The sequence below is a fragment of the Mesorhizobium sp. 2RAF45 genome (genome assembly GCF_052115225.1).
GTDB lineage: Bacteria > Pseudomonadota > Alphaproteobacteria > Rhizobiales > Rhizobiaceae > Mesorhizobium > Mesorhizobium jarvisii.
Genome location: NZ_JBFRGG010000023.1, coordinates 43,345 through 65,907, shown reverse-complemented (window position 1 = coordinate 65,907; position 22,563 = coordinate 43,345). Strand labels below are relative to the sequence as shown.

Below are 22,563 nucleotides of genomic sequence, written 5' to 3'. Positions count from 1 at the left end.
TCGGCATGCTTGTGCTTGACCATGGCACTTTCGGTCCACGAGGCATTGGCATCCGGCACAGCCATCAAGGCCATCGCCATCGCCTTGATGACCATGTCGTTGACCGACAGCTTGTAGGCGGGAGCCTCGCCCTTGTCCGCTTTCTTCATCGGGGCGGCGGCATTGATCTGCATGCGCAGCGCCAGCAATGCATCGAGTTCGCAGTCGAGCGTCAGGTAGAAATGCGGGATGGTGGATTTTGCTTCGACCAGGCGCCGCGCAATCGTCTTGCGCATATTGTCGTGCGGGACCAACTCGTAGGAGCCGGGTTCGAACAGCTTCAGCACCTGGTCGTCCGACATCGCCTTCACCGCCGGAGCAGCGGCCGCAGGCGCGCCGGCAGGAGCCTTGGCGGCGGGAGCTGCCTTGGCGCCGCCGCCAGCAATCGCGGCATCGACATCGGCCTTCACCACGCGGCCATGCGGGCCGGTGCCGGTCACAGCCGACACATCTACACCGGCCTCCTTGGCGATACGGCGCGCGAGCGGCGATGCAAAGGTGCGCTCGCCAGTCGCATGGCCATTGGCGACCGGAGCCGGCTCTGCCTTCGGAGCGGCTGCGGCAGCAGGTTCAGCCTTTGGCGCCTCAGCCTTTGGTGCCTCAGCCTTGGGAGCGTCCGCCTTCGGCGCTTCGGCTTTCGCCGGTGCGGCACCGCCACCACTTTTTGCGGCGGCGCCCGCATCCTCGCCCTCGGCCGCAAGCACGGCGATCAGCGCATTGACCTTGACGCCTTCGGTGCCGGCGGGAACGACGAGCTTGGCCACCGTGCCCTCGTCGACGGCCTCGACCTCCATCGTCGCCTTGTCGGTCTCGATCTCGGCGATGACATCGCCCGGCGAAACCTTATCGCCCTCCTTGACCAGCCACTTCGACAGATTGCCCTCTTCCATCGTGGGCGAGAGCGCCGGCATGGTGATGTTGATTGGCATTTTGTCCTCCCGGCCGGTTCAGCGATACGTGACGGCTTTGACCGCCTCGATGACCTCGCCGACATTCGGCAAAGCCAGCTTTTCGAGGTTGGCCGCATAAGGCATCGGCACATCCTTGCCGGCAATGGTGATGACCGGCGCGTCGAGGAAATCGAAGGCGCGCTGCGACACCTGGTTGGCGATATGGTCGCCGACCGAGCTTTGCGGGAAGCCCTCCTCGACCACGATCAGCCGGTTGGTCTTCTTGACCGAAGCGATGATGGTGTCGAGGTCGAGCGGACGGACGGTTCGCAGATCGATGATCTCGGCATCGATGCCCATGCCGCGCAATTCGGCTTCCGCCTTGACCGCATAGGTCATGCCGATGCCGAAGGAGACGATGGTGACGTCCTTGCCTTGCTTGTGGATGCGGGCCTTGCCGATCGGCAGCACGAAATCATCAAGCTTCGGCACATCGAAGGACTGGCCGTAGAGGATTTCGTTCTCGAGAAAGATGACCGGATTCGGGTCGCGGATCGCGGCCTTGAGCAGGCCCTTGGCGTCCGCAGCGGTATACGGCATCACGACCTTCAGGCCAGGAATGTGACTGTACCACGCGGCGTAGCACTGCGAGTGCTGAGCGGCAACGCGGGCGGCAGCCCCGTTCGGTCCGCGGAACACGATCGGCGCGCCCATCTGGCCGCCGGACATGTAAAGCGTCTTGGCGGCCGAATTGATGATCTGATCGATCGCCTGCATGGCGAAGTTGAAGGTCATGAACTCGACGATCGGCTTCAGCCCGGCCATCGCCGCACCGACGCCGACGCCAGCAAACCCATGCTCGGTGATCGGCGTGTCGACGACGCGACGCGGTCCGAATTCCTGCAGCAACCCTTGGGTGATCTTGTAGGCGCCCTGATATTCGGCAACCTCCTCGCCCATGACGAAGACATCGCCGTCGCGGCGCATTTCCTCGGCCATGGCATCGCGCAGCGCCTCGCGTACCGTGGTCGAGACCATTTCGGTGCCCGCGGGGATATCCGGGTCTGCGGCAACCTCGGTCTTCGGCGCCGCCGCTACTGGTGCGGAGGCCTCGCTCTTGGCCGTAACTGGCGCCGGTGCAGCCGTTTCAGCCTTGGCGGGCTCTTCGCCGATGCCTTCGCCGGCCTTGTCGGTGTCTTCGCCTTCAACCGCGAGCACGGCAATCACCGCGTTGACCTTGACGCCTTCGGTGCCGGCGGGCACCACGATCTTGGCAAGCGTGCCTTCATCGACGGCTTCGACTTCCATCGTCGCCTTGTCGGTCTCGATCTCGGCGATGACGTCGCCGGCTACGACCTTGTCACCCTCGTTCTTCAACCACTTGGAAAGATTGCCCTCCTCCATGGTCGGCGAGAGAGCGGGCATGAGAATTTCGATCGGCATGTCCTGGCTCTCCCCTTACAATACGATATCGGTCCAGAGCTCGGACGGATCCGGCTCCGCATCGTTCTGGGCAAATTCGGCGGCGTCGGCGACGATGTCGCGAACCTCCTTGTCGATGGTCTTGAGTTCGTCCTCCGTCGCCCACTTCTTCTCGGTCAACCGCGCCTTGACCTGTTCGATCGGGTCATGCTCGGAGCGCATCTTCTGCACTTCTTCCTTCGAGCGGTATTTCGCCGGGTCGGACATCGAGTGGCCGCGATAGCGGTAGGTCTGCATTTCGAGAATGATCGGCCCGTTGCCGGCGCGGCACCATTCGGTCGCCTGATCGCCGGCGGATTTGACCGCACGCACATCCATGCCGTCGACCTGGATGCCGGGAATCTTGAACGAGGCGCCGCGATGCGAAAAATTGGTTTCGGCCGACGAGCGCGACACCGAGGTGCCCATCGCGTAGCGGTTGTTTTCAATGATGTAGATCACCGGCAGCTTCCACAGCGAGGCCATGTTGAAGCTTTCATAGACCTGGCCCTGGTTGGCGGCGCCGTCGCCGAAATAGGTCAGCGAAACGTTGTTGTTGTCGCGGTAGCGGTTGGCGAACGCCAGGCCCGTGCCAAGCGACACCTGCGCGCCGACAATGCCGTGGCCGCCGTAAAAATGCTTTTCCTTGGAGAACATGTGCATGGAGCCGCCCTTGCCCCGCGACAGGCCGCCACGTCGTCCGGTCAGCTCGGCCATGACACCGCGCGGCGAAAGCTCCATGGCCAGCATGTGGCCGTGGTCGCGATAGGCTGTGATCATCTGGTCGCCATCGATCAGCGCCATCTTCATGCCGGTGACGACAGCTTCCTGGCCGATATAGAGATGGCAGAAGCCACCGATGAAGCCCATGCCGTAAAGCTGGCCGGCCTTTTCCTCGAAGCGGCGGATGAGCAGCATGTGCCGATAGGCGGCAAGCTCTTCTTCCTTGGTGAATTCAGCGGGCTTGGGCGCGGAAAGCCCTGATTTACCTTCGGATTTCGATTTGGCAGGCGCTTTTCTGGCTGCGGTGGCCATGCATCACTCCCTGTTGGCGTCTCTTTGCGGACATTAGGGCAGGATGAACTCCGCCCCGGGGAGATCAGCTCTCCCCACCGATTTATGCAAGGCTAACACGCGTCAGAGCGTTGCGCCATGACGAATTTGCATAGCTGGCATGCGCCTAAGCGATTAAAATCATTGAAAATATTGTCGATTAACTGAAATTCAGTTATTTCGACGAGGCCGGCAACATGATGGTGATTTCATCGGCCTGGGACAGATTGAGCGCCCTGCGCGCCTGCTCGTCAAGCATGTCCTTCTCCAGCGTGCCGTCATGCATGAGCCGAACGCGCCGTTCGAGTTCCATCCGGCGCGCCTTGATCGCATCGAGCTGAGCCTGCAGCGCAACCGTCTGGGCTTCCAACTGATATTTCGAATTGATGCCGAACTCGCCGTGATAGGCATGGAAGCCGAAATAGGCCAGGAACACCACGCAAAGCGAAGGGATGATCAGCCGACCGGTGTTTCTCTGCTTGTGCTGACGCGTCCACATGCCCGATTCCCCATGGTCGCAAACTCAAACGACCCGCAACCTTTTTCGCCTGATTGTGCTTAACGGACGGTTACGGAGACCGACCCGCGACAAGCCAAATGAGAAAGGGCGGGAATGATCCCGCCCTTCGTGCAGTATCCGAGCTCAATGTTTCGGATCAGCCCTTGATCACCGACTTGCCGGCGTAACGCGCCTGCTTGCCAAGCTCTTCCTCGATGCGGATCAGCTGGTTGTATTTGGCCATGCGGTCGGAGCGCGACAGCGAACCGGTCTTGATCTGCCCGCAATTGGTGGCGACGGCGAGATCGGCGATGGTCGAATCCTCGGTTTCGCCCGAGCGGTGCGACATGACAGCGGTGTAGCCGGCCTTGTGCGCGGTCTCGACGGCATCGAGCGTTTCAGTCAGCGAGCCGATCTGGTTGACCTTGACCAGGATCGAATTGGCAACGCCCATGCGGATGCCGTCGCGCAGGCGCGCTGTGTTGGTGACGAAAAGGTCGTCGCCGACCAGCTGCGTCTTCTTGCCGATCAGGTCGGTCAGGTATTTCCAGCCTTCCCAATCGTCCTCGGCCAAGCCGTCCTCGATCGAGATGATCGGATAGTCGGCGGCGAGCTTGGCGAGGTACTTGGCCTGGGCCTTGGGATCGCGCGTCTTCTTCTCGCCTTCATAGACGTAGTTGCCGTCCTTGAAGAACTCGGTGGCGGCGCAGTCGAGGCCCAGCGCGATTTCCTCGCCCGGCTTGAAGCCGGCCTTCTCGATCGATTCCATGATGAAATCGAGCGCCACAGGCGCGCTCTTCAGGTTCGGGGCAAAGCCGCCTTCGTCGCCGACATTGGTGTTGTGGCCGGCATCCTTCAGCTTCTTGCGCAACGTATGGAAGATTTCCGAGCCCCAGCGCACGCCTTCGCGCAAAGTCGGCGCGCCGACCGGAAGGATCATGAATTCCTGGAAGTCGATCGGGTTGTCGGCATGGGCGCCGCCATTGATGATGTTCATCATCGGTACGGGCAGGATGTGCGCCTTGGTGCCGCCAACATAGCGATAGAGCGGCAGGCCGGAGGCGTCAGCAGCGGCCTTGGCGACCGCCAGCGAAACGCCGAGAATGGCATTGGCGCCGAGCCGGCTCTTGTTGGGCGTGCCGTCAAGCTCGATCATGGTCTGGTCGATATGGATCTGGTTCTCAGCTTCCATGCCGCCGATCGCCTCGAACAGCTCACCATTGACCGCCTCCACGGCCTTGAGCACGCCCTTGCCGAGATATCGGGCGCCGCCGTCGCGAAGCTCGACGGCTTCATGGGCGCCGGTCGAGGCGCCCGACGGCACCGCGGCGCGGCCCATCGAACCGTCTTCGAGTACGACATCGACCTCGACGGTCGGGTTTCCACGGCTGTCCAGGATTTCACGTCCGACAATGTCGATGATGGCGGTCATTGCGATGTCCCCGATTGATCTGACGAAAGGTCGCGCCCGTCTTAGCCAAAGCGACGCAAAAGGCAATCCGGCCATGGCCGAATAGTGCCGCCTCCCCGATTCACGAAGCGCAAATTTCTGTCATCATAAGTCATGCGCCCGGACATGCATTTCGGGTTATGGCTGTTGTCGCGCGGGGCGAAACATGAGGAGTTTCGCCATGTCAGAGTTGAGCGGTATCGTGAGTTTGTTCCTGATCGCGGCGGCGTTCCTGACGTCGTGCGATACACAGCAATCGCCACCGAAGGCTTTCGAGCCCTTGCCGGCTTTGCACCTCAGCAAATAGCGTTGCCTTTGAATAAAAAGGGCCTCGTCGAAACGAGGCCCTTTTTTATTGCGGTTGCCTCAATGCCAGTAGGGCGTGACCTTGTAGTACTCATAGGATGCATCGCGCGCCGCCTCGCCGTCCGCGCCGGCCAGTTCGTTGATCGAATAGGCGGGTGCGGCCTTCAGCTGCTCCTTGGAGAAGGGCACGACATAGCCGCCCTTGTCCTCATCATAGTCGAGACTGGCCCAGGGAACGGCGTGGTACTTCTCGCCGATGCCGAGAAAGCCGCCAAAGCCGATCACCGCGAACATGATGCCGTTCGACGTTTTGTCGAGCATGATGTCCTCGATGCTGCCGATGCTCTTGCCTTCGTTGTTGTAGACGGACGTGCCGATGACGCGCGAAGCGGCAATCGCTTCGGTGTGGCCTGTCTGGGTTGTCATGGTCTGCTCCTCATTGTCGTTGAACTCTGCTTTGACAATGAGGGGCGCGGGTGAAAGTTCCCGAGTTTTTCGGCGGCGACCAATCACTCCGCGAGGATGAAAGTCACCTTCATGTTGACGCGATAGGCAGCGATCTTGCCGTCCTCGACGACGATCTTCTGATCCTGGATCCAGGCGCCTTCCACGTTCTTGAGGGTTTTCGCCGCGCGGGCGATTCCCTTCTCGATGGCGTCCTGAAAGCTCTTCTTCGACGACGAGGTGATTTCGGTGACGCGGGCGACGGACATTGGCTTCCTCCTGCCAAAACGCTCATTTGCCGGCCAAGCGTACAACCGGTCCCTCGCAACCACAAGCACAGGCAGGAAGCGCCGGCTCAGCGGCCCTTCGCGATCCGGTCGAAAGCCATCAGCCTTTCCAGGAGCGCCGGCATATCCTTCAGCGGCAGCATGTTGGGCCCATCGGAAGACGTCGAATTGTCGGGATCCTGGTGGGTCTCGATGAAGACACCGGCGACGCCAACGGCGACGGCCGCACGAGCCAGCGTCTCGACAAAGCGGCGCTCGCCACCAGACGAGCCGCCCTGCCCGCCCGGCTGCTGGACCGAATGCGTGGCGTCGAAGATCACCGGCGCGCCGATCTCGGCCATGACAGGCAGAGCGCGCATATCAGACACCAGCGTGTTGTAGCCGAAGGACGCGCCGCGCTCGGTGGTCAGAACGTTGGCGTTGCCCGAACCGGTGATCTTCGCGACCACGTTCTTCATGTCCCAGGGCGCGAGGAACTGCCCCTTCTTCACGTTGATGACCTTGCCGGTTTTCGCGGCGGCGACCAGCATGTCGGTCTGGCGCGACAGGAAGGCCGGGATCTGCAGCACATCGACATGCGGCGCGACGATCGCGCACTGTTCCTCGGTGTGGACATCGGTCAGCACGGGAAGCGAAAATTCCTTGCGCAATTCGTCGAAGACCGGAAGTGCGGCATCCATGCCAGCGCCGCGCGTTGCCGACAGCGAGGTGCGGTTGGCCTTGTCGTAGCTGGTCTTGTAGACGAGGCCGATGCCGAGCTTGGCCGTCAGCTCCTTCAGCGCACCGGCCATGTCGAAGGCATGCTGGCGCGATTCGAACTGGCACGGGCCGGCGATCAGCGCCAAGGCCGCCTTGTTGTCGAAGACGACATTACCGACCGTTACCGACGAATTGGGCGCCATCGAATTGGGCACTTGGGGCTTGTTCATTGTATCTCCCGGAAGATGAAAGCCGCGCCCTGTCCGGATGCCGGCCGCACGACAATATCAGCGCCTGCTATATCGTGCTGTATAGCATTGGCTGCAAGCAGGCTCGACGCGGCATCGATGCTGCGGACCGCAAAGACGATCGCGGCGAAGCGGAGCTTTGTGGATGAACCCGCCGGGATGCCAAAGCGAGCGGTGAAAGATTTGGGGTCAAGCACGCTCAAGGTTGCATTCGGCAGGAGAAACGCGCCGTCCTTAGCGTCGGCAGGATCGTTCACCGCCACGGAAACCAGCCTGCTCTGTTCGGTAGGCTGGTCACTGACCGCCACCACCTCGAGGATTCCGCTGGCTCTGTTGGCATGAGCCTGCAAGGCCGCACGGTCCACCTTTGGCGCATTGATCCGCTGGCAGGCGAACAGGAACGCGTCGGGTGCTCCACGGGTCGCGGCAAAGGCGAGCTTGAACGATGCGGTATCGCTCTTGCCCGACGTATCAGTGAAAGCGCGCGAAAAGCTCAGTGTGTCTCCCGCCGACAGACCGGCGTCGACAAAGCGTGCATGGTCGGTATCGGCATTGTCGGTCCCCAGGACCACAGCCGAAAACCCCTCATCGCCGCGGCTGTCGCGATAGAGGCGGTCGCGCGCGACGAAGACGTTGCCGGCGGCCGTTGCGCCGATCGCTGCCTGTTCATTGCCGATCGCGAGCGGCTCCAGATAGGTGCCGTCAGCGAGGAAAACGCAGCAGTTTTCCGTTCCAAAGGGATGGATACCGGTCGGCGCGACGACGAAGCCCAGCGCAGCGAGCCGGGCTCGCGCCACCTCGAGGCTCCCGGTCGGCAGAACGAGATGGTCAAGCGGATGCGTGCCGGTGGTTGGTCTGTCGGTCATCAGGCGCGGTGTGCATCATTCCAAAGAGCGGTTCAAGGCCATTTCCCCTCGGCGGCCGCCGGGACTTGTCGATATCCAGAACCGCGCCCGGGATCAGCTGCCGGCCACGACATCGGCGGAATAGCGCAGTTCGCGCAAAGGTTTGACCTTGGCTGTGGTCTGCGCATAGAGCGGATGCGCCTTGTAGGCGGCCAGCGCCGCGTCATCGGGAAATTCGGCGTAGACGACGACATCAACTTCGTCCGACAGCGGGTCGACCTTGGTGTTCAAAGTGACCTCGAAGAGACTGGAATGAGGAATGTTGCCGAGTTCCAGCAGCCCGCTGCGCACTGCCTCCACATCCTCCTTGCGCCGTGCGCTGAAGAAAACGATATGCCGGATCAATCCCGCCTCCTCGATCTGAATGCCGGGGTCTTTTGTGACGGCGGTTTCCTCGCGTCAACCGTTCATGGCGCCACGCGTCTTTGCGACGCGCCTCAACGGTGCGGGACCTGATCAAGCAGCAACGGGCACGTCGCACGACGCGCCAGGTTGCTCTCTTCGGGCGGGATATTCAGGCCTTGCCGGTGACGTAACGCACGACGTGGTTGAGCTCCCTGACCGAAATGTCGAGATACCGGCCTTGATTGTAGAGACCGTCCCAGATCAGGAAGAACGCGATTGCCGCAATGACGATTACATAACGCATGGCTAAAGCTATCGCACATGCGCTGCGGCGGCCATAGACGTTTTTGATTGTGGACAGCAGCATTACGCAAGGCCCAGATGCCACGTGGCACAGCCCAGCCATGGCCTGCCTCTTGAAGTTCCCCCTCATCACGTGGAAGATTGTGGCAGGCATTCACTGGGAAGCACTGGGAGCTCCCGGGACCAGGCAAGACGTTCGAACCTGGCGAATGATCCAAGAGAACCGTGACCCGGCAATTTGCGCCGGCACCACGGAAATCCAGGGGCATGAAATGGCAGACGGGGACCATCATAGCGTAGCGCCGGGCGAAGCGGTCAGGCTCGACGAGTTCAATTTCGCCGAGATCGTCAAGGGCCTGCCGGCCAAGGCGCGCATGGTGCTGTCGGCGGCGATGAACCTGCCGCGCGGTTCGCTCAAGGTCAGGATGCCGGATGGCCGAGCCGTTCTGGTTGGCGGCAAGGGACCCGGCCCGGACGCCGAGCTGGTGCTCAAGAACTGGCGCCTGCCAGGCCGCGCCTTTTCCGGCGGCACGATCGGCGTTGCCGAATCCTACATGGACGGCGATTGGGAAAGCCCTGACGTCACCAGTTTCCTGGAATTGTTCGTGGTCAATTCGGCGATCGGCGAACGCGTCGCCGGCGGCGCCAGCTGGCTCATCAACACCGTCCAGCGCATCCGCCACTGGTTCAACGAGAACACACGCACCGGTTCGAAGCGCAACATCTCCGCGCATTACGATCTCGGTAACGCCTTCTACAAGGAATGGCTCGACCCGAGCATGACCTATTCCTCGGCGCTCTACACGCATGGCGCCAACGACCTGGAGAGCGCGCAGGCCGCCAAATATCGGGCGCTGGCCAGGGACACGGGTATCGGCCGAAAGGATCATGTGCTGGAGATCGGCTGCGGCTGGGGCGGTTTTGCCGAATTCGCGGCGCGCGAAATCGGCTGCCACGTGACCGGGCTGACGATCAGCCGCGAACAGCACGATTTCGCCAAGGCACGCATCGCCAAGGCGGGACTTGCCGACAAGGTCGACATCAAGCTGCAGGATTACCGCGACGAAACGGGAACTTACGACCGCATCGCCTCGATCGAGATGTTCGAAGCGGTCGGCGAGAAATACTGGCCTGTGTTCTTCTCGAAGATGAAGTCCTGCCTGAGGCCCGGCGGCACTGCGGGCCTGCAGATCATCACCATCAACGAGGCCGCCTACGACACCTATCGCGCCAGGCCGGATTTCATCCAGCGGTATGTGTTCCCGGGCGGCATGCTGCCGACACCGTCGATCCTGAAGTCGCTCGGCAAGGATCATGGCCTTGCGCATCTGCGTGAGCGCGTGTTTCCCGATGACTATGCGCGCACGCTCGCCGAATGGCGCAACCGTTTCTGGGGATCCTGGGAGAAGATCGTGCCGCTCGGCTTCGACGATCGCTTCAAGAAGCTCTGGGAGTTCTACCTGCACTATTGCGAAGCCGGTTTCCGCGCCAGCTACATCGATGTGCGGCAAGTGGTCTACAAGGCCTAGGTCGCCACGAACTGCCGATGTCGGGCCTGATCTCGACATCGCCCTGTGATCGCCGTCAAAAAGTCCGATCCTCAAGCAGGATGTCGCCCGGGACAGGCGAATCGATAAATCATGCGCAAACGGACAATCTTCTTCACGTGCGTCACCGTCGCCTTGGGAGGTATCTGGCTCAACAACAGCTCATTGCCGTCGAGCCGTCCTGCCGGCTTTCCGGCAGTACTTGCCCATCGCGGTCTTGCCCAGGATTTCGACCGCACGGATCTTGGGTCCGACACATGCACGGCCAGTCGCATGCTGCCGCCGCGCCATGCCCACCTCGAGAACACGATCGCCTCGATGGAAGCTGCCTTCGCGCTTGGCGCGGACGCGCTCGAACTCGATGTCCACCCGACGACGGACGGCAAGTTCGCTGTCTTCCACGACTGGACGCTGGATTGCCGGACCGAAGGCAAGGGCGAGACCCGCGGCCATTCCATGACCGAGTTGAAGACGCTCGACATCGGCTACGGCTACACGGCCGATGGCGGCAAGACCTACCCGTTTCGCGGCAAGGGGATCGGTATGATGCCGTCGCTAGACGAGGTCCTGTCGCACTTCCCGGCTCGCCGCTTCAACATCAACGTCAAGAGCAACGATCCCCATGAAGGCGAGGCGCTCGCTGACTGGCTCGCCAAGCTGACGCCCGCGGAGCGCGGCTACCTTTCGGTCTATGGCGGCGACAAGCCGATTGCCGCGGTCAAGGCGGCGCTGCCGGACATGCATACGCTGAGCCGGGCGTCGCTCACGCAATGCATCGCACGATACGCCGCGCTGGGGTGGAGCGGATATGTTCCGGATGCCTGCCGCCAGGGCATACTGCTGATCCCCATCAACGTCGCCAAATGGATGTGGGGTTGGCCCGACCGTTTTCTCGACCGCATGCAGGACGTCGACACGCGCGTCTACCTACTCGGCCCCTATTCGGGCGGCGGTTTTTCGCAAGGGCTGGACGATCCCCAACTCATCAACCAATTGCCGGATGGCTATTCCGGCGGCATTTCCACGGATGCGCTGGATCGCGTCATGCCTGTGATCAAGCAGCGTTTTGCATCCTAGGCCAGCCGGCCCGCTGTTGTGCCCCTTCACCCCCTTCGATCGCAACCTCTTGATACGAACGTGATGAAACCGGGATCACGCGGCTATCGTTTCGACGCATCCGACGCCCGCGCCCAACCCAACGCCGAGCGCCTCTGATCATAGGAGGCTTCCTTGAAGCGAACTGTTACCGCCATTGCCATCCTGCTTGCCGCCCTATCCGCCGCCGAAGCACGGCGCGTAGTTCCACCAACAGTCATGAATGATCCGCTGGGCCGCAGCCTCAGCCCAGCCTTGACGCCTGGTGCGAGCGATCTCATCGACAACACGCCAACCTCGACCATCCACGAGGTGCACACTCCGGCCGGTACGTCGCCCCTGACCGTGCCCAGCGACCCGACTGGCACGTCCCTCGAGCCGACGCAGCCAATCAGCCCGCAAGCCCCCGCGACGGCCTTGCCGCTGGCGCCGGCGCCTGCAAACTGACGCTGTGCGATGCGGATCAGAGAAGGATGCGATATCTAGCGAACCCCGCTTCGCCCTCGCCCGCCGGTTCAATCTTCAGCGACTTCATATCGGCAATGAAATCCTTTGCCCTGACGCCTGTCTCGAACACGACGCTGGTTCCCGGCAGCGGTGCGAACGACCAGTTGCCGTCGGCCGACGGGTTGATCGTGCCCTGGCTCACAATGTAGCGAACGATGACGTCGCGGTTGGTGTCCGGCGCCTCATAGATGATCTTCGAGGCATTGATATCGGGGAAATTGCCGCCGCCGCCGGCTCGGTAGTTGTTGGTCGCGACGACGAATTTCTGATTGGGATCAATTGGTTTTCCGTCGAACATCAAGTCGACGATGCGGTTGGCGCCGGCGTTCGCCACTCCGCCTTTGGCATCATATTTCGGCGGCTGCGACAGGTCGATCTTGTAGGAGACGCCATCGATGACGTCGAAATTGTAGGACGGGAAATCGGTGTTTATGAGCGCCTGATCAGCCTTCCCCACCTCGATCTTGTTGAAAATGCCGGCCGACATCTCCAACCATTCTTTCACCTGCGCCCCCGTGATCTCAACGGCCCGCACGGTGTTCGGGTAGAGATAGAGGTCGGCGACGTTCTTGATGGCAATGTCGCCGGCCGGCACGTCGGTGTAGTAGTCGGCGCCGTTGCGCCCGCCCGCCTTGAAGGGAGCAGCGGCCGACAGCAGCGGCACGTCCTTCCACTGCGTGTTTTTGAGAATATCCTTCAAGTACCAGGTCTGCGCCTGGCTGACGACCTGCACCGACGGATCGTCGGCGACCAGCGCGAAATAGGAATAGAGCGGCGCGGAGGTCTTGCCGACCGGACGGCGCACATAGGCCAGGGTCGCCTGATGGTCCTGTTCGAGGGCGGCGATGATGCGCTTGTCGTCAGGAACAGTCGGCTTGTTCTTGTTGTCGACGCGCTCGCAGATCGGCCGCGCCTCGGAGGTCGCGGAGACGACCTTCCATTTCGATCCGTCACGCTCCAGCATCAGGTCGATCAGCCCCATATGCGAGCCCCAGAAACCGCCCATAACGGCGGGCTTGCCCCGCAGCGTGCCTCTCTGCGTGTCGACGCCTTCGAGCGACTGGAAGTCCTTCTTGCCGGGGAACACCAGATGCTGGTGGCCGGTGAAGACGGCATCGATGCCATCGACACCGGCAACGAAGAACGAGGCGTTCTCCATCATGTCGCCCTGCTTCACGTCGATGCCGGAATGCGAGAGCGCGATGACGATGTCGGCGCCTTCTTCCTTCATTTGCGGCACCCAGGCCTTCGCCGCCTCGACGATGTCTCGCGTCTTGACGTTGCCTTCGAGATTCTTGAGGTCCCAGACCATGATCTGCGGCGGCACGAAGCCGATGATGCCGATCCTGATCGGCTGCTCGGCGCCCGAGCCGTCCTTGATCTTCTTGTCGAGGATCACATACGGCTTGAGATAGAGCTTGTCGTCGCGCGGGTTGGCGGCAAGCTCCGTGCCGCGGATCAGATTGGCGCAGACGAAGGGGAAATTGGCGCCCGCCAGCACCTTGTCCAGGAAAGACAAGCCATAGTTGAATTCGTGGTTGCCGAGCGTCGAGCACTCGTAGCCAAGCAGGTTCATGCCTTTCATGATCGGATGCAGATCGCCGTCCTTCAGGCCTTTTTCGTAGGCGATGTAGTCGCCCATCGGATTGCCCTGCAGCAGGTCGCCATTGTCGATCAGCATCGAATTGACGGCTTCCTTGCGCACCGCGTCGATCAGCGACGCCGTGCGCGACAGGCCCATCGTGTCGTTGGCTTTGTCGGCGTAGTAATCATAAGGCAGCACGTTCACATGGATGTCAGTGGTTTCCATGATCCGAAGATGCGCCTGGTTGGCCTGCGCCCGGGCGGAGAAGGGATGAAGCACGATCAGCGCCCCTGTGGCTGCGGCGCCGGCGAGGAAACCGCGGCGGGAGACGGGATGGAGCAGTTGCGACATGTTCTCTCCTCATTGACAACGTGACACGCCCTGCCCCGCAGCGAACTTCGCGCCGAATTCGGCTCAAGTCCACTCAACAAGTCGCGCGCATCCGCACATCAATCCATCAGCGAGAGATGACGGGCGGATGAATGGGACAGTGGAGAAAAGTCAGGCCTTGTCGTCATCGCCATGGGTGATCAGCCGGGCGCTGCGCTGGCCCGTGACGTAGATCCATAGCCAGCTCAGGGAAACCGCAAGCCGGTTGCGGAAACCGATCAGGAAATAGATGTGCGCGATGCCCCACAGCCACCAGGCGAGCCAGCCCGTGAGCTTGATCCAGCCGAAATCGATCGCGGCTGCGCGTTTGCCGATCGTCGCCAGATCGCCGGCATGTTTGTAGTGGAATGGCCGCACGGTGTTGTCACCGGCGAGCCTGGCCTTGATCGTCGCGGCGACGTGGCGACCCTCCTGCTTGGCGGAAGGCGCCACGCCGGGTACCGGCCGACCATCGGGCCGCAGCACAAGGGCGGCGTCGCCGATGACGAAAATCTCCCGGCTGCCGGGCACGCTGAGGTCAGGCTCGACGAGCACCCTGCCCGCGCGGTCCGCCTTCGCACCCAGCCATTCGGCGGCGGGCGAGGCGGCAACGCCGGCTGCCCACAGGATCGTTCGGGCTGCCAGTTGCTTGTCGCCAAACACGACACCTTCGGCGTCGCAGCGCGTGACGGCCCGGCCGAGCTCGACCGTCACGCCGAGCCGCTCGAGCGCCTTGCTGGCGTATTCGGAGAGTTCTGGCGCGAAATTGGCCAGGATGCGGTCACCGGCCTCGATCAGCACCACGCGCGTTTGCCGCGTGTCGATGTTGCGGAACTCGCCGCGCAGGGTGTCGTGCGCCAGTTCCACGATGGTGCCGGCCAGTTCGACGCCAGTCGGCCCGCCGCCGACGATTGCAATGGTCAGCAGCGCCTGGCGTCTGGCGGGATCGGTTTCCCGCTCGGCCTGCTCGAAGGCCAGGAGAATGCGCCGCCGAATGGTGGTGGCGTCCTCCAGTGTCTTCAGGCCAGGCGCGAAAGGCTCCCATTCGTCGTGGCCAAAATAGGCGTGACGGGCGCCGGTGGCGAGCACCAACGTGTCATAGGCGACGGCGCTGCCGTCATCGAGCAACACGCGTTTGCCGGTACGGTCGACGCCGGCGACGTTGGCCAGAAGCGTCGTCACGTCCTTGCGTTTGCGCAGAAGATGGCGAATCGGCCAGGCAACCTCGGAGGTCGCCAGCGCGGTCGTCGCCACCTGATAAAGCAGCGGCTGGAAAAGATGGTGGTTGCGCTTGTCGATCATGGTGATGCGCACGGGCTGTCCAGCCAGCGCGTGGGTGAGTTCGAGGCCGCCGAACCCCGCGCCGACGACGAAAACATGGTGGCTGGCCTGGTTCATCTCATTCACCCTGATGGCAAGATACCTGTCCCGGATGTAGGTATTTTTGTGCAATGCAACAACAGAAGGATAGTGCCCGGGACTCGCCGTCCCATGTCGTGAATGCACAAGTTGTATCGTGTCGCGAGGTATAGCGTCACCGAACACGCTATGAGGTGACGCATGGCCAACGATCATGACCAAGGTCCGGGACAGTATGCCTCGCCTCCCTGCTTCATGCACGAGTTCGATCCGGAATTCCGGGCGCCGCTGTCCGACTGGACCGATGTGCGGCGCTGGCGCAAGGCCGAACGCGAGCGACTGATCGCGGCCCGCCTTGCTGTTTCGGCCGACGCGCGAGCAGCAATGTCTCGGCGCATCGCCAAAGGGCTCGACACGATCATCGGCGAGATCCGCGGCCGCATGGTCAGCCTTTACTGGCCGTTTCGCGGCGAACCGGATCTGCGATCATGGATGGCGTCCGTCAACGAGCGCGGCGGCCGCACAGCGTTGCCCATCGTCGTCGAGAAAGGACACCCCCTGATCTTCCGTGCCTACAAACCGGGCGACCGATTGGAAAAGGGCGTCTGGAACATTCCGATCCCGGCCGAGGGCGATCCGGTGCTGCCGGACATCGTCATCGCGCCGATCGTCGGCATTGATCCGGCAAATTATCGCCTGGGTTATGGCGGCGGCTTCTTCGACCGCACACTGGCCGCCATGCCCGTCAAGCCGCTGGTCATCGGCGTCGGCTACGAACTGCAGCGCATCGCCACCATCTATCCGCAGCCGCATGACATTCCGATGGATCGGATCGTCACTGAAGCCTGAAGCCCGTCTAGAGCAAGGTCAGGCCGGCAAGCTCAAGCCATCTCAGGCTTCATGCCCATGGCGGTGCGGTCGACGATTTCGCGCAAGGCGAAGGACGAGTTGATCTTGGTCACGTGCGGCATGGCCGACAGCCATTCCTTGTGGATGCGCTCATAGTCGACCAGATCTTTCGCCGCGATGCGCAGGATGTAGTCGTACTCGCCCGACATCAGGTGGCAGGACAAGACATTGGGGCAGCGCTTGATGGCTGCTTCGAAATCCGACAGCGTCTTCTCGAACTGGCCCGACAGCGATATATGCACGATCGCCGTCATCTGATGACCGAGCGCGGCATTTGACAGCCGGGCGTGGTAGCCGCGAATGGTTCCGGATTTTTCCAAATTATCGAGCCGGCGCGAACAGGCCGACTGCGACAGGCCAACTTTCTCGGCGAGCGCCGCATTGGGTATCCTGCCGTCCTTCTGCAAAGTCTCAAGAATGGCGATATCGATCCTGTCGAGCGGCATTTTTCGTGAATCCTGCGAATATCCTGCTAATTCACGCAAGGATTATCGAAACCGACCTGCCCGCGCAAGCGCATTCGCAAACACTTGCGAGCCGATTCATGGTTCACTCCGACAATACAGGGAGTGAGCCCAAAAGGGCCGGATCAGGAGAAGAAAATGCGCGTCGGCTGCCCCAAGGAAATCAAGAACCACGAATATCGTGTCGGCCTCACGCCAGGCTCGGTCCGCGAATATGTGGCGCACGGCCACGAAGTGCTGGTCGAGGCCGGCGCCGGCGCCGGCATCGGTGCCGATGACAACGCCTATCGCGCCGCCGGCGCCACCATCGCCAAGACCGCCGCCGACGTATTCGCCAAGTCGGACATGATCGTCAAGGTCAAGGAGCCGCAGCCCAATGAGTGGGTTCAGCTGCGCGAAGGCCAGATCCTCTACACCTACCTGCATCTGGCTCCGGATCCGGAGCAGACCAAGGGCCTGCTCGCTTCGGGCGTCACGGCGATCGCCTACGAAACCGTGACCGACGATCGTGGCGGCCTGCCGCTGCTCGCGCCGATGTCGGAAGTCGCGGGCCGCCTGTCGATCCAGGCCGGCGCCACGGCGCTGCAGAAGGCCAATGGCGGCCGCGGCGTGCTGCTCGGCGGCGTGCCTGGCGTGCTGCCCGGCAAGGTCACCGTGCTTGGCGGCGGCGTCGTCGGCCTGCACGCGGCCCGCATGGCCGCCGGCCTTGGCGCCGATGTCACCATCATCGACCGCTCGATCCCGCGCCTGCGCCAGCTCGACGACCTCTTCGCCGGCCGTGTGCACACCCGCTACTCCACCGTCGAGGCGCTCGAGGAAGAATGCTTCTCGGCCGACATCGTCGTCGGTGCCGTGCTGATTCCCGGTGCCGCGGCGCCGAAGCTCGTCACCCGCGAAATGCTATCGGGCATGAAGAAGGGCTCGGTGCTGGTCGACGTCGCCATCGACCAGGGCGGCTGCTTCGAGACCTCGCATGCGACGACCCACGCCGAGCCGACCTACGAGGTCGATGGCGTCATCCACTATTGCGTCGCCAACATGCCAGGTGCGGTGCCGGTCACCTCGGCCCACGCCCTCAACAATGCGACGCTGCACTACGGCCTGCAGCTCGCCGACAAGGGCCTGAAGGCGCTGGTCGACGACCATCACCTGCGCAACGGCCTCAATGTCCACAAGGGCAAGATCACCAACCGGGCGGTCGCCGAAGCGCTCGGCTACGAGCTGGTCGAGCCGAAAGCTGTTCTGGCCGCCTGATACACCCAGAAAAAGTCAACTTGCTATTCTTGCCCGCCGGTCCACGCCGGCGGGCTTTTTATTGGCCGATCTAGGGCAGCGGCCTGGTTACTGGGCAGAACAGTGTCGACCGCAGGTTTTGGTTTGCCCAAAACTGTTGCATATTTGTCATTCCTGGTCTGACCGACTCCCTGCTAGAGACGTGGTGGGTTTATTGATTAGGGGTTGGGCTATGTTTCTTCGCGTTTCTGCGAAATCTTTCCTTTTGGGTGCCGTTTCTGCAGTGGCTTTGATCTCCGCCGCGCATGCGGCTGATGTGGTGCAGCCGGTCGAGGCGTCCGGTTTCAACTGGAGCGGTGCTTATGTCGGCATCGGTGGCGGATTTGGCGCCAGCGTGCACAAGTTCAGCGTGGCGCCGATTGTCGACTTCAACGGTATCGGCGGCAATGGCGTCTTCGGCGAACTGACCGCTGGCTACGACTATATGGTCAATGAACGTTTCCTGCTCGGCGGCTTTATCGATGCCAATATCGGCAATATCGGCCCGTCGATCAGCATTCCGGACGCCGATATCGACCTGACCAATGCCTACGGCTTCGACGTTGGCCTTCGCGCTGGCTACCTCCTCAATCCAAGCACGCTCGGCTATGTGCTCGGCGGCTATAGCTGGCAGCATTTCAAGTTGGACGGGTCTGGAGATGCCGATGGGCTCGAATTCACCGAGGATCGTGGTGGCTATGTTCTCGGCGTGGGCATGGAAACCGTGCTGCGCGGTAACTGGACGCTGAAGACCGAGTATCGCTACGCGAACTATGGTGACAAGTCGGTTATTGATTTTGGCGGAGGTTCTCTGAACGTCGAGCCGTCCACCCACACCTTCCATATCGCCGCCAACTATCGCTTCGGCGCTCAGAGCGGTGGCGGCGCCTCATTTGCGGCCCCGACCTACAACTGGACCGGCTTCTATGTTGGTGGTGCGCTTGGCGCCGGCACGGCGGTTCACGACCTTGGCGTCGACCTTGGCGGCGGCGGCGCTCTCGATCTCAATGGCATTGGCAGCGAAGGCGTGCTCGGCGAAGCCAGCATTGGTTATGACTACGATTTCGGCAGCTGGGTTGCCGGTGTACAGCTCGATGGCAGCTATTCTGGAATTCGCTCCAAACTCGACATCCCTGGCGGCTCGATCAAGCTCGACAACGATTATGGCTTCGATGCTTTGGCCCGCGTTGGCGCCAAGGTCAACGAATCGACCCTTGCCTATGTCATCGGCGGCTACAGCTACCAGCATTTCGATCTGCACGCTTCGGACCCGGTCGGCGATATCATCGATTGGAGCAAGAGCGGCTTCACGGTGGGTGGCGGCCTCGAAACAGCTGTCTCGAACAATGTGACGGTCGGCCTCGAATATCGCTATTCGCAATTCGCCAAGAAGGACTTCTCGTCGGAATTTGGCGCACCGGATGGTACACTCACCGACAAAGCTTCGTTCCAGACCGTGCGCATCGGCGCGAAGTACAAGTTCAACTAAAAGCCCTCCAGGCTAAAGTTGCGGCCCGCCGGCCTAGCCGGCGGGCTCTTTTTTGCGTTGAAGGCTTGCGCAGAACCCAAGGCAACAAAAAAGCGGAGCCAAAGCCCCGCTTCCTCGATATCGAGATCGCCGCCGGTTCATCCGCGGTCGGCCAATCTATCGACACTCGCGTTCTATCCGACCTATGCGACGGGAGTACGACAGGCTTCCTGGGCGCAATCCTTTGCGTTTCAGGCTCGCTCAATCCGGCACTGGTAGCAGTTGTTACGCGCCGAGCGGACATGCACGTAGGCGATGTCATCGCGCTCGAACAAGGTCTCGGCCCGTGCCGCAATTGCGTCGGTAGGAATGACCCCGCCACTGCCGTAGACGATTCGATCATCCCTGCCATAGCCGCGCACGATGTAGTCCGGGCTTTCGAGGACCTCGGGAAGCAATTCGGTCTCGGCCGCACGCTCGCACTCTTCCGCATGCAGAAAGATCGGCCCGGTTTCGGCATAGGGCTGAAGCTCCGGAAAGGGGCGGTAGGCAAGAATGAGATAGGCATCGCCGGCGGCGATGTTCTTCAGGCAATGGCGGCAAGGCATGCCGTCGCCGTCGGAAATCCTCAGCTCTGGCGTCTGGCCGTAAGCATCGGGACCGCCGCGTTGCAGCGTCCTGACTTGTTCGCTGGGTAGCGCTTTGAACTGAATGGCCATGGTGAAAACCTCCGGTTTGCTGACCGGAAATTATGTGGTCGGGCCAATGCTTCCCACCCGATTCTTGCCAAGGCATAGAGGGACCGATCCGATGTCGGTCCCTCCCATAGATCAAAAGCATCATCGATAGCGCCAGCCGATTAAAATACGCCAGCTCATTAAAGTTGACCGAACCCTGGTTCACCGAATGAAATCGTCGAAGCGTCGCAATGTCACCCTGCGATTCCGCCAGTTTTCGTTCTGCGTCGGCACGAGCAGGAACTCCTCGCCGTAGCCAACGGTTTCCAGGGCATAGCCGGGCACGCCGAATTCGCGCACCAGCGTGCGTTTCAACGAAGCGGCCCGTTGTTCGGACAGGATCTGGTTCGACTGGAAGGAACCGACGGCATCGGTATGCCCTTCGATCAGCACGCGGGCGCCGGGATCGCGGCGCAGGATGCGCTGCAGCGCGTCGGCGATATTCTCGATCTTGTCGTATTGCGAACTGGAAATAGCGGCCGAGCCAAAAGCGAAATTGATCGACTGGATGTCGATCGAGCGCGCCATGCGGCGCAAATCCGGCCGGCGCTTGAATTCGCGGATGGTGACACGCTCGTTCGGCCGCAACTTCACCCGGGGCGTCGCCTCGAGCTTGCGCTCGATCGTCGCGGCCGAAGGCGTCGTCGCCTGGGCGGCGGCAAGGCTCGGCATGGCGATCGCTGCGATCAGCGCGACGACAAGTGTACGGCGTGTCAGCATGTCTATCCTCCTTCGGCCTCAGCCGCATTGATGATGCGGGCAAGATGCCAAAGGCAGGCTGAAGCGCCGATGAACGGCCGGTTCAGGTTCCGGCCGATTTCGGATTCCAGCTGAAATCAGGGCCGCATGACGCTGGCCGAGCGCTCGGCGAAAGGCAGCGGATGCACGACCTCCTTCTTCTGCGCGACCGGCTTGAAGCCGAGCTTCTGGTAGAGCGGCAGAGCCGCCGGATGGTCCAGCGTGCAGGTCTGCACCGTCACTCGTTTTGGCCCATACGACCAGGCGGCTGAAATCGCCGAACCCAGGAACCAGCGGCCAATGCCTTGCCCGGTGGCATGTTCCATCATGCCGAAATAGGCGAGTTCGACTTCATCAGGCAGATGCGGCTTGAGGTCAAAGAAGCCGGCTGGCGCGCCGTCGAGGTAGAGCACCCTGATGTCACGGTCCTCGCGGTGGATGCCGGCCGAAAGCTCCTCATCGTCCAGCCTGAGAACATTCACCCAATGCCATTTGCGCCCGACCCGGTCCATCAAATAGCGATAGAAATGCAAGGGGATGTCCTTGGTCTTCAACAGCGCGACCTGGCGGTTGTAGGGCACTGGCGGGGAGACCGCAGGGGGGGCATGCATTTCGAGAAAAGTCACGGTGACTTCAATGTCCTGCAGCACACCGTTTTCCATCGCGTTCATTCCTTGCTGGCCTTGGCGGGGCCGGTCTTAGCGGGGCCGGCCGTCGCGGGGCCGGTCACGACAGGCGTGTCGGAGAGCCCGCCCCATTCCGTCCATGAGCCGTCATAAAGCCTGTTGTCGGTGTGGCCAAGCGTCTCCAGCGCGAGCGTAACCACCGCGGCGGTGACACCGGAGCCGCAAGATGTGATGACGGGCTTCGACAGGTCGATGCCGGCGTCCTCGATCACCTTGCGCAAACGGTCCTTCGACAACAGCATGCCGTTTTCCGACAGTGCGGAGTACGGCACGTTGCGTGCGCCCGGCATATGGCCGGAGCGGATCCCCGCGCGCGGCTCGGGCTCGACGCCGGTGAAGCGGCCGGATCCACGGGCATCGGCAATCTGGCTGGCGCCGGTCTCGACGATCCGGCGCATGTCGGCGAGGCTGGCGACGCGGCCGGCGTCGAAGTCGGCATGGAACACGCTTGGCGCGATCTTCGTCGGCTCGGACGTTACCGGGCGGCCGGCCGCCTTCCAAGCGTCGAAACCGCCATCCAGAATATAGGTCTGGAAAACACCCATGATGCGGAACATCCACCATGCCCGGGGTGCCGAGAAGAAACCCGGACCATCATAGACGACAATGGTGTCGTCGGCGGACACGCCCATCGCACCGACATATTGCGCGAAATGCTGAGGCGAAGGCAGCGTGTGCGGCAAGGCAGCGTCGGGATCCGACACCGCGTCCTGATCCAGGAAGCGGGCGCCTGGAATGTGGGCGGCATTATATTCGGCGCGCGCGCCGCGCTTCTGCGCCGGCAGGTACCAGGACGCGTCCACGATGGTCAGGCCGGGCTCGCCCAGGCGCGCCTGCAGCCAGTCCGCATCGACGGTGAAAGGACTGTCTTCGGCCATTCTGGTTCTTTCTGTTCCGG

The 22,563-nt window shown here is 62.0% G+C and carries 24 protein-coding genes; 6 read left to right on the top strand and 18 right to left on the bottom strand.

Features of this window, described 5'->3' with window-relative positions; all coding sequences use genetic code 11:
* From AB4Z43_RS32490 to AB4Z43_RS32440, 11 genes are all read right to left on the bottom strand, one after another.
* Positions 1-968 (bottom strand): 2-oxo acid dehydrogenase subunit E2 (locus AB4Z43_RS32490; protein WP_441940798.1); only part of this gene is annotated, 968 nt, incomplete at its 3' end.
* Between the two features lie 18 nt (positions 969-986).
* Positions 987-2,372 carry a pyruvate dehydrogenase complex E1 component subunit beta gene (locus AB4Z43_RS32485; protein WP_441940796.1) on the bottom strand — a complete coding sequence of 462 codons (1,386 nt, stop codon included), beginning with the start codon at positions 2,370-2,372 and terminating at the stop codon, positions 987-989.
* 15 nt (positions 2,373-2,387) lie between these two features.
* The gene (pdhA, locus tag AB4Z43_RS32480) at positions 2,388-3,425 is read right to left on the bottom strand and encodes a pyruvate dehydrogenase (acetyl-transferring) E1 component subunit alpha (RefSeq protein WP_019858022.1); all 1,038 of its coding nucleotides are present in this window, start codon (positions 3,423-3,425) and stop codon (positions 2,388-2,390) included.
* A gap of 193 nt (positions 3,426-3,618) precedes the next feature.
* The gene (locus tag AB4Z43_RS32475) at positions 3,619-3,942 is read right to left on the bottom strand and encodes an FtsB family cell division protein (protein ID WP_044550389.1); all 324 of its coding nucleotides are present in this window, start codon (positions 3,940-3,942) and stop codon (positions 3,619-3,621) included.
* Between the two features lie 157 nt (positions 3,943-4,099).
* Positions 4,100-5,374 carry a phosphopyruvate hydratase gene (gene eno, locus AB4Z43_RS32470; RefSeq protein ID WP_019858019.1) on the bottom strand — a complete coding sequence of 425 codons (1,275 nt, stop codon included), beginning with the start codon at positions 5,372-5,374 and terminating at the stop codon, positions 4,100-4,102.
* 384 nt (positions 5,375-5,758) lie between these two features.
* Positions 5,759-6,124: a PRC-barrel domain-containing protein gene (locus AB4Z43_RS32465; protein WP_019858017.1), complete on the bottom strand. Its 366-nt coding sequence runs from the start codon at positions 6,122-6,124 to the stop codon at positions 5,759-5,761.
* An 83-nt stretch (positions 6,125-6,207) separates the two neighbouring features.
* Entirely contained in the window at positions 6,208-6,411 is a 204-nt protein-coding gene (locus AB4Z43_RS32460; protein ID WP_019858016.1) for a dodecin family protein, read from the bottom strand.
* Between the two features lie 86 nt (positions 6,412-6,497).
* Positions 6,498-7,358 carry a 3-deoxy-8-phosphooctulonate synthase gene (kdsA, locus tag AB4Z43_RS32455; RefSeq protein ID WP_019858015.1) on the bottom strand — a complete coding sequence of 287 codons (861 nt, stop codon included), beginning with the start codon at positions 7,356-7,358 and terminating at the stop codon, positions 6,498-6,500.
* Complete coding sequence (locus AB4Z43_RS32450) at positions 7,355-8,242, bottom strand: VOC family protein (RefSeq protein ID WP_441940792.1); 888 nt, start codon at positions 8,240-8,242, stop codon at positions 7,355-7,357. The genes kdsA and AB4Z43_RS32450 overlap by 4 nt, the downstream gene beginning before the upstream one ends.
* A gap of 93 nt (positions 8,243-8,335) precedes the next feature.
* Positions 8,336-8,626: a Dabb family protein gene (locus tag AB4Z43_RS32445; RefSeq protein WP_019858013.1), complete on the bottom strand. Its 291-nt coding sequence runs from the start codon at positions 8,624-8,626 to the stop codon at positions 8,336-8,338.
* A 169-nt stretch (positions 8,627-8,795) separates the two neighbouring features.
* Positions 8,796-8,930, bottom strand: a complete 135-nt coding sequence (locus AB4Z43_RS32440; protein WP_257784390.1) for a hypothetical protein — start codon at positions 8,928-8,930, stop codon at positions 8,796-8,798.
* A gap of 271 nt (positions 8,931-9,201) precedes the next feature.
* On the opposite strand from AB4Z43_RS32440, the gene AB4Z43_RS32435 reads away from it, so the two are divergent.
* The 3 genes from AB4Z43_RS32435 to AB4Z43_RS32425 all read left to right on the top strand — a co-directional run bounded on the left by AB4Z43_RS32435 (position 9,202) and on the right by AB4Z43_RS32425 (position 12,018).
* Complete coding sequence (locus AB4Z43_RS32435; RefSeq protein WP_202360030.1) at positions 9,202-10,458, top strand: SAM-dependent methyltransferase; 1,257 nt, start codon at positions 9,202-9,204, stop codon at positions 10,456-10,458.
* A gap of 111 nt (positions 10,459-10,569) precedes the next feature.
* Positions 10,570-11,553, top strand: a complete 984-nt coding sequence (locus tag AB4Z43_RS32430; protein ID WP_441940790.1) for a glycerophosphodiester phosphodiesterase family protein — start codon at positions 10,570-10,572, stop codon at positions 11,551-11,553.
* 153 nt (positions 11,554-11,706) lie between these two features.
* Complete coding sequence (locus tag AB4Z43_RS32425; protein ID WP_441940788.1) at positions 11,707-12,018, top strand: hypothetical protein; 312 nt, start codon at positions 11,707-11,709, stop codon at positions 12,016-12,018.
* A gap of 16 nt (positions 12,019-12,034) precedes the next feature.
* Here the strand turns inward: AB4Z43_RS32425 and AB4Z43_RS32420 are convergent, their stop codons facing one another.
* The gene (locus tag AB4Z43_RS32420; protein WP_441940787.1) at positions 12,035-14,014 is read right to left on the bottom strand and encodes a bifunctional 2',3'-cyclic-nucleotide 2'-phosphodiesterase/3'-nucleotidase; all 1,980 of its coding nucleotides are present in this window, start codon (positions 14,012-14,014) and stop codon (positions 12,035-12,037) included.
* 150 nt (positions 14,015-14,164) lie between these two features.
* Positions 14,165-15,430: an NAD(P)/FAD-dependent oxidoreductase gene (locus tag AB4Z43_RS32415; protein ID WP_441940785.1), complete on the bottom strand. Its 1,266-nt coding sequence runs from the start codon at positions 15,428-15,430 to the stop codon at positions 14,165-14,167.
* 162 nt (positions 15,431-15,592) lie between these two features.
* Between AB4Z43_RS32415 and AB4Z43_RS32410 the strand changes: the two genes are divergently transcribed.
* On the top strand, positions 15,593-16,240 hold the full coding sequence (locus AB4Z43_RS32410; protein ID WP_441940783.1) for a 5-formyltetrahydrofolate cyclo-ligase: 648 nt from the start codon (positions 15,593-15,595) through the stop codon (positions 16,238-16,240).
* A gap of 32 nt (positions 16,241-16,272) precedes the next feature.
* Here the strand turns inward: AB4Z43_RS32410 and AB4Z43_RS32405 are convergent, their stop codons facing one another.
* Positions 16,273-16,746: an Lrp/AsnC family transcriptional regulator gene (locus AB4Z43_RS32405; protein ID WP_010909317.1), complete on the bottom strand. Its 474-nt coding sequence runs from the start codon at positions 16,744-16,746 to the stop codon at positions 16,273-16,275.
* Positions 16,747-16,902: 156 nt separating this feature from the next.
* Here AB4Z43_RS32405 and ald point away from each other — a divergent pair, with 156 nt between their 5' ends.
* Both ald and AB4Z43_RS32395 read left to right on the top strand, forming a co-directional pair.
* Positions 16,903-18,018 carry an alanine dehydrogenase gene (gene ald, locus AB4Z43_RS32400; protein WP_019858003.1) on the top strand — a complete coding sequence of 372 codons (1,116 nt, stop codon included), beginning with the start codon at positions 16,903-16,905 and terminating at the stop codon, positions 18,016-18,018.
* A gap of 211 nt (positions 18,019-18,229) precedes the next feature.
* Positions 18,230-19,525 carry an outer membrane protein gene (locus AB4Z43_RS32395; protein WP_441940803.1) on the top strand — a complete coding sequence of 432 codons (1,296 nt, stop codon included), beginning with the start codon at positions 18,230-18,232 and terminating at the stop codon, positions 19,523-19,525.
* A gap of 230 nt (positions 19,526-19,755) precedes the next feature.
* Here the strand turns inward: AB4Z43_RS32395 and AB4Z43_RS32390 are convergent, their stop codons facing one another.
* The 4 genes from AB4Z43_RS32390 to sseA form a co-directional block, all read right to left on the bottom strand.
* Positions 19,756-20,223, bottom strand: coding sequence for a DUF1203 domain-containing protein (locus tag AB4Z43_RS32390; protein ID WP_064982896.1), 468 nt, complete (start codon positions 20,221-20,223; stop codon positions 19,756-19,758).
* A 180-nt stretch (positions 20,224-20,403) separates the two neighbouring features.
* A complete protein-coding gene (locus tag AB4Z43_RS32385; protein WP_064982894.1) occupies positions 20,404-20,961 on the bottom strand; it encodes an OmpA family protein in 558 nt (185 codons plus the stop codon).
* A 116-nt stretch (positions 20,962-21,077) separates the two neighbouring features.
* Complete coding sequence (locus tag AB4Z43_RS32380; protein ID WP_027046818.1) at positions 21,078-21,641, bottom strand: GNAT family N-acetyltransferase; 564 nt, start codon at positions 21,639-21,641, stop codon at positions 21,078-21,080.
* Between the two features lie 5 nt (positions 21,642-21,646).
* Complete coding sequence (sseA, locus tag AB4Z43_RS32375) at positions 21,647-22,543, bottom strand: 3-mercaptopyruvate sulfurtransferase (protein ID WP_064982893.1); 897 nt, start codon at positions 22,541-22,543, stop codon at positions 21,647-21,649.
* Between the last annotated feature and the right edge of the window lie 20 nt (positions 22,544-22,563).

Bases quoted from the DNA above. Each gene is read 5' to 3' on its own strand.
- AB4Z43_RS32410 (WP_441940783.1), top strand. From the start codon at position 15,593: ATGGCCAACGATCATGACCAAGGTCCGGGACAGTATGCCTCGCCTCCC.
- AB4Z43_RS32485 (WP_441940796.1), bottom strand. From the start codon at position 2,372: ATGCCGATCGAAATTCTCATGCCCGCTCTCTCGCCGACCATGGAGGAG.
- AB4Z43_RS32390 (WP_064982896.1), bottom strand. From the start codon at position 20,223: ATGGCCATTCAGTTCAAAGCGCTACCCAGCGAACAAGTCAGGACGCTG.
- AB4Z43_RS32440 (WP_257784390.1), bottom strand. From the start codon at position 8,930: ATGCGTTATGTAATCGTCATTGCGGCAATCGCGTTCTTCCTGATCTGG.
- AB4Z43_RS32395 (WP_441940803.1), top strand. From the start codon at position 18,230: ATGTTTCTTCGCGTTTCTGCGAAATCTTTCCTTTTGGGTGCCGTTTCT.
- AB4Z43_RS32450 (WP_441940792.1), bottom strand. From the start codon at position 8,242: ATGACCGACAGACCAACCACCGGCACGCATCCGCTTGACCATCTCGTT.
- AB4Z43_RS32460 (WP_019858016.1), bottom strand. From the start codon at position 6,411: ATGTCCGTCGCCCGCGTCACCGAAATCACCTCGTCGTCGAAGAAGAGC.
- eno (WP_019858019.1), bottom strand. From the start codon at position 5,374: ATGACCGCCATCATCGACATTGTCGGACGTGAAATCCTGGACAGCCGT.
- sseA (WP_064982893.1), bottom strand. From the start codon at position 22,543: ATGGCCGAAGACAGTCCTTTCACCGTCGATGCGGACTGGCTGCAGGCG.
- ald (WP_019858003.1), top strand. From the start codon at position 16,903: ATGCGCGTCGGCTGCCCCAAGGAAATCAAGAACCACGAATATCGTGTC.
- pdhA (WP_019858022.1), bottom strand. From the start codon at position 3,425: ATGGCCACCGCAGCCAGAAAAGCGCCTGCCAAATCGAAATCCGAAGGT.
- AB4Z43_RS32415 (WP_441940785.1), bottom strand. From the start codon at position 15,430: ATGAACCAGGCCAGCCACCATGTTTTCGTCGTCGGCGCGGGGTTCGGC.
- kdsA (WP_019858015.1), bottom strand. From the start codon at position 7,358: ATGAACAAGCCCCAAGTGCCCAATTCGATGGCGCCCAATTCGTCGGTA.
- AB4Z43_RS32435 (WP_202360030.1), top strand. From the start codon at position 9,202: ATGGCAGACGGGGACCATCATAGCGTAGCGCCGGGCGAAGCGGTCAGG.
- AB4Z43_RS32405 (WP_010909317.1), bottom strand. From the start codon at position 16,746: ATGCCGCTCGACAGGATCGATATCGCCATTCTTGAGACTTTGCAGAAG.
- AB4Z43_RS32430 (WP_441940790.1), top strand. From the start codon at position 10,570: ATGCGCAAACGGACAATCTTCTTCACGTGCGTCACCGTCGCCTTGGGA.
- AB4Z43_RS32420 (WP_441940787.1), bottom strand. From the start codon at position 14,014: ATGTCGCAACTGCTCCATCCCGTCTCCCGCCGCGGTTTCCTCGCCGGC.
- AB4Z43_RS32385 (WP_064982894.1), bottom strand. From the start codon at position 20,961: ATGCTGACACGCCGTACACTTGTCGTCGCGCTGATCGCAGCGATCGCC.
- AB4Z43_RS32475 (WP_044550389.1), bottom strand. From the start codon at position 3,942: ATGTGGACGCGTCAGCACAAGCAGAGAAACACCGGTCGGCTGATCATC.
- AB4Z43_RS32380 (WP_027046818.1), bottom strand. From the start codon at position 21,641: ATGGAAAACGGTGTGCTGCAGGACATTGAAGTCACCGTGACTTTTCTC.
- AB4Z43_RS32465 (WP_019858017.1), bottom strand. From the start codon at position 6,124: ATGACAACCCAGACAGGCCACACCGAAGCGATTGCCGCTTCGCGCGTC.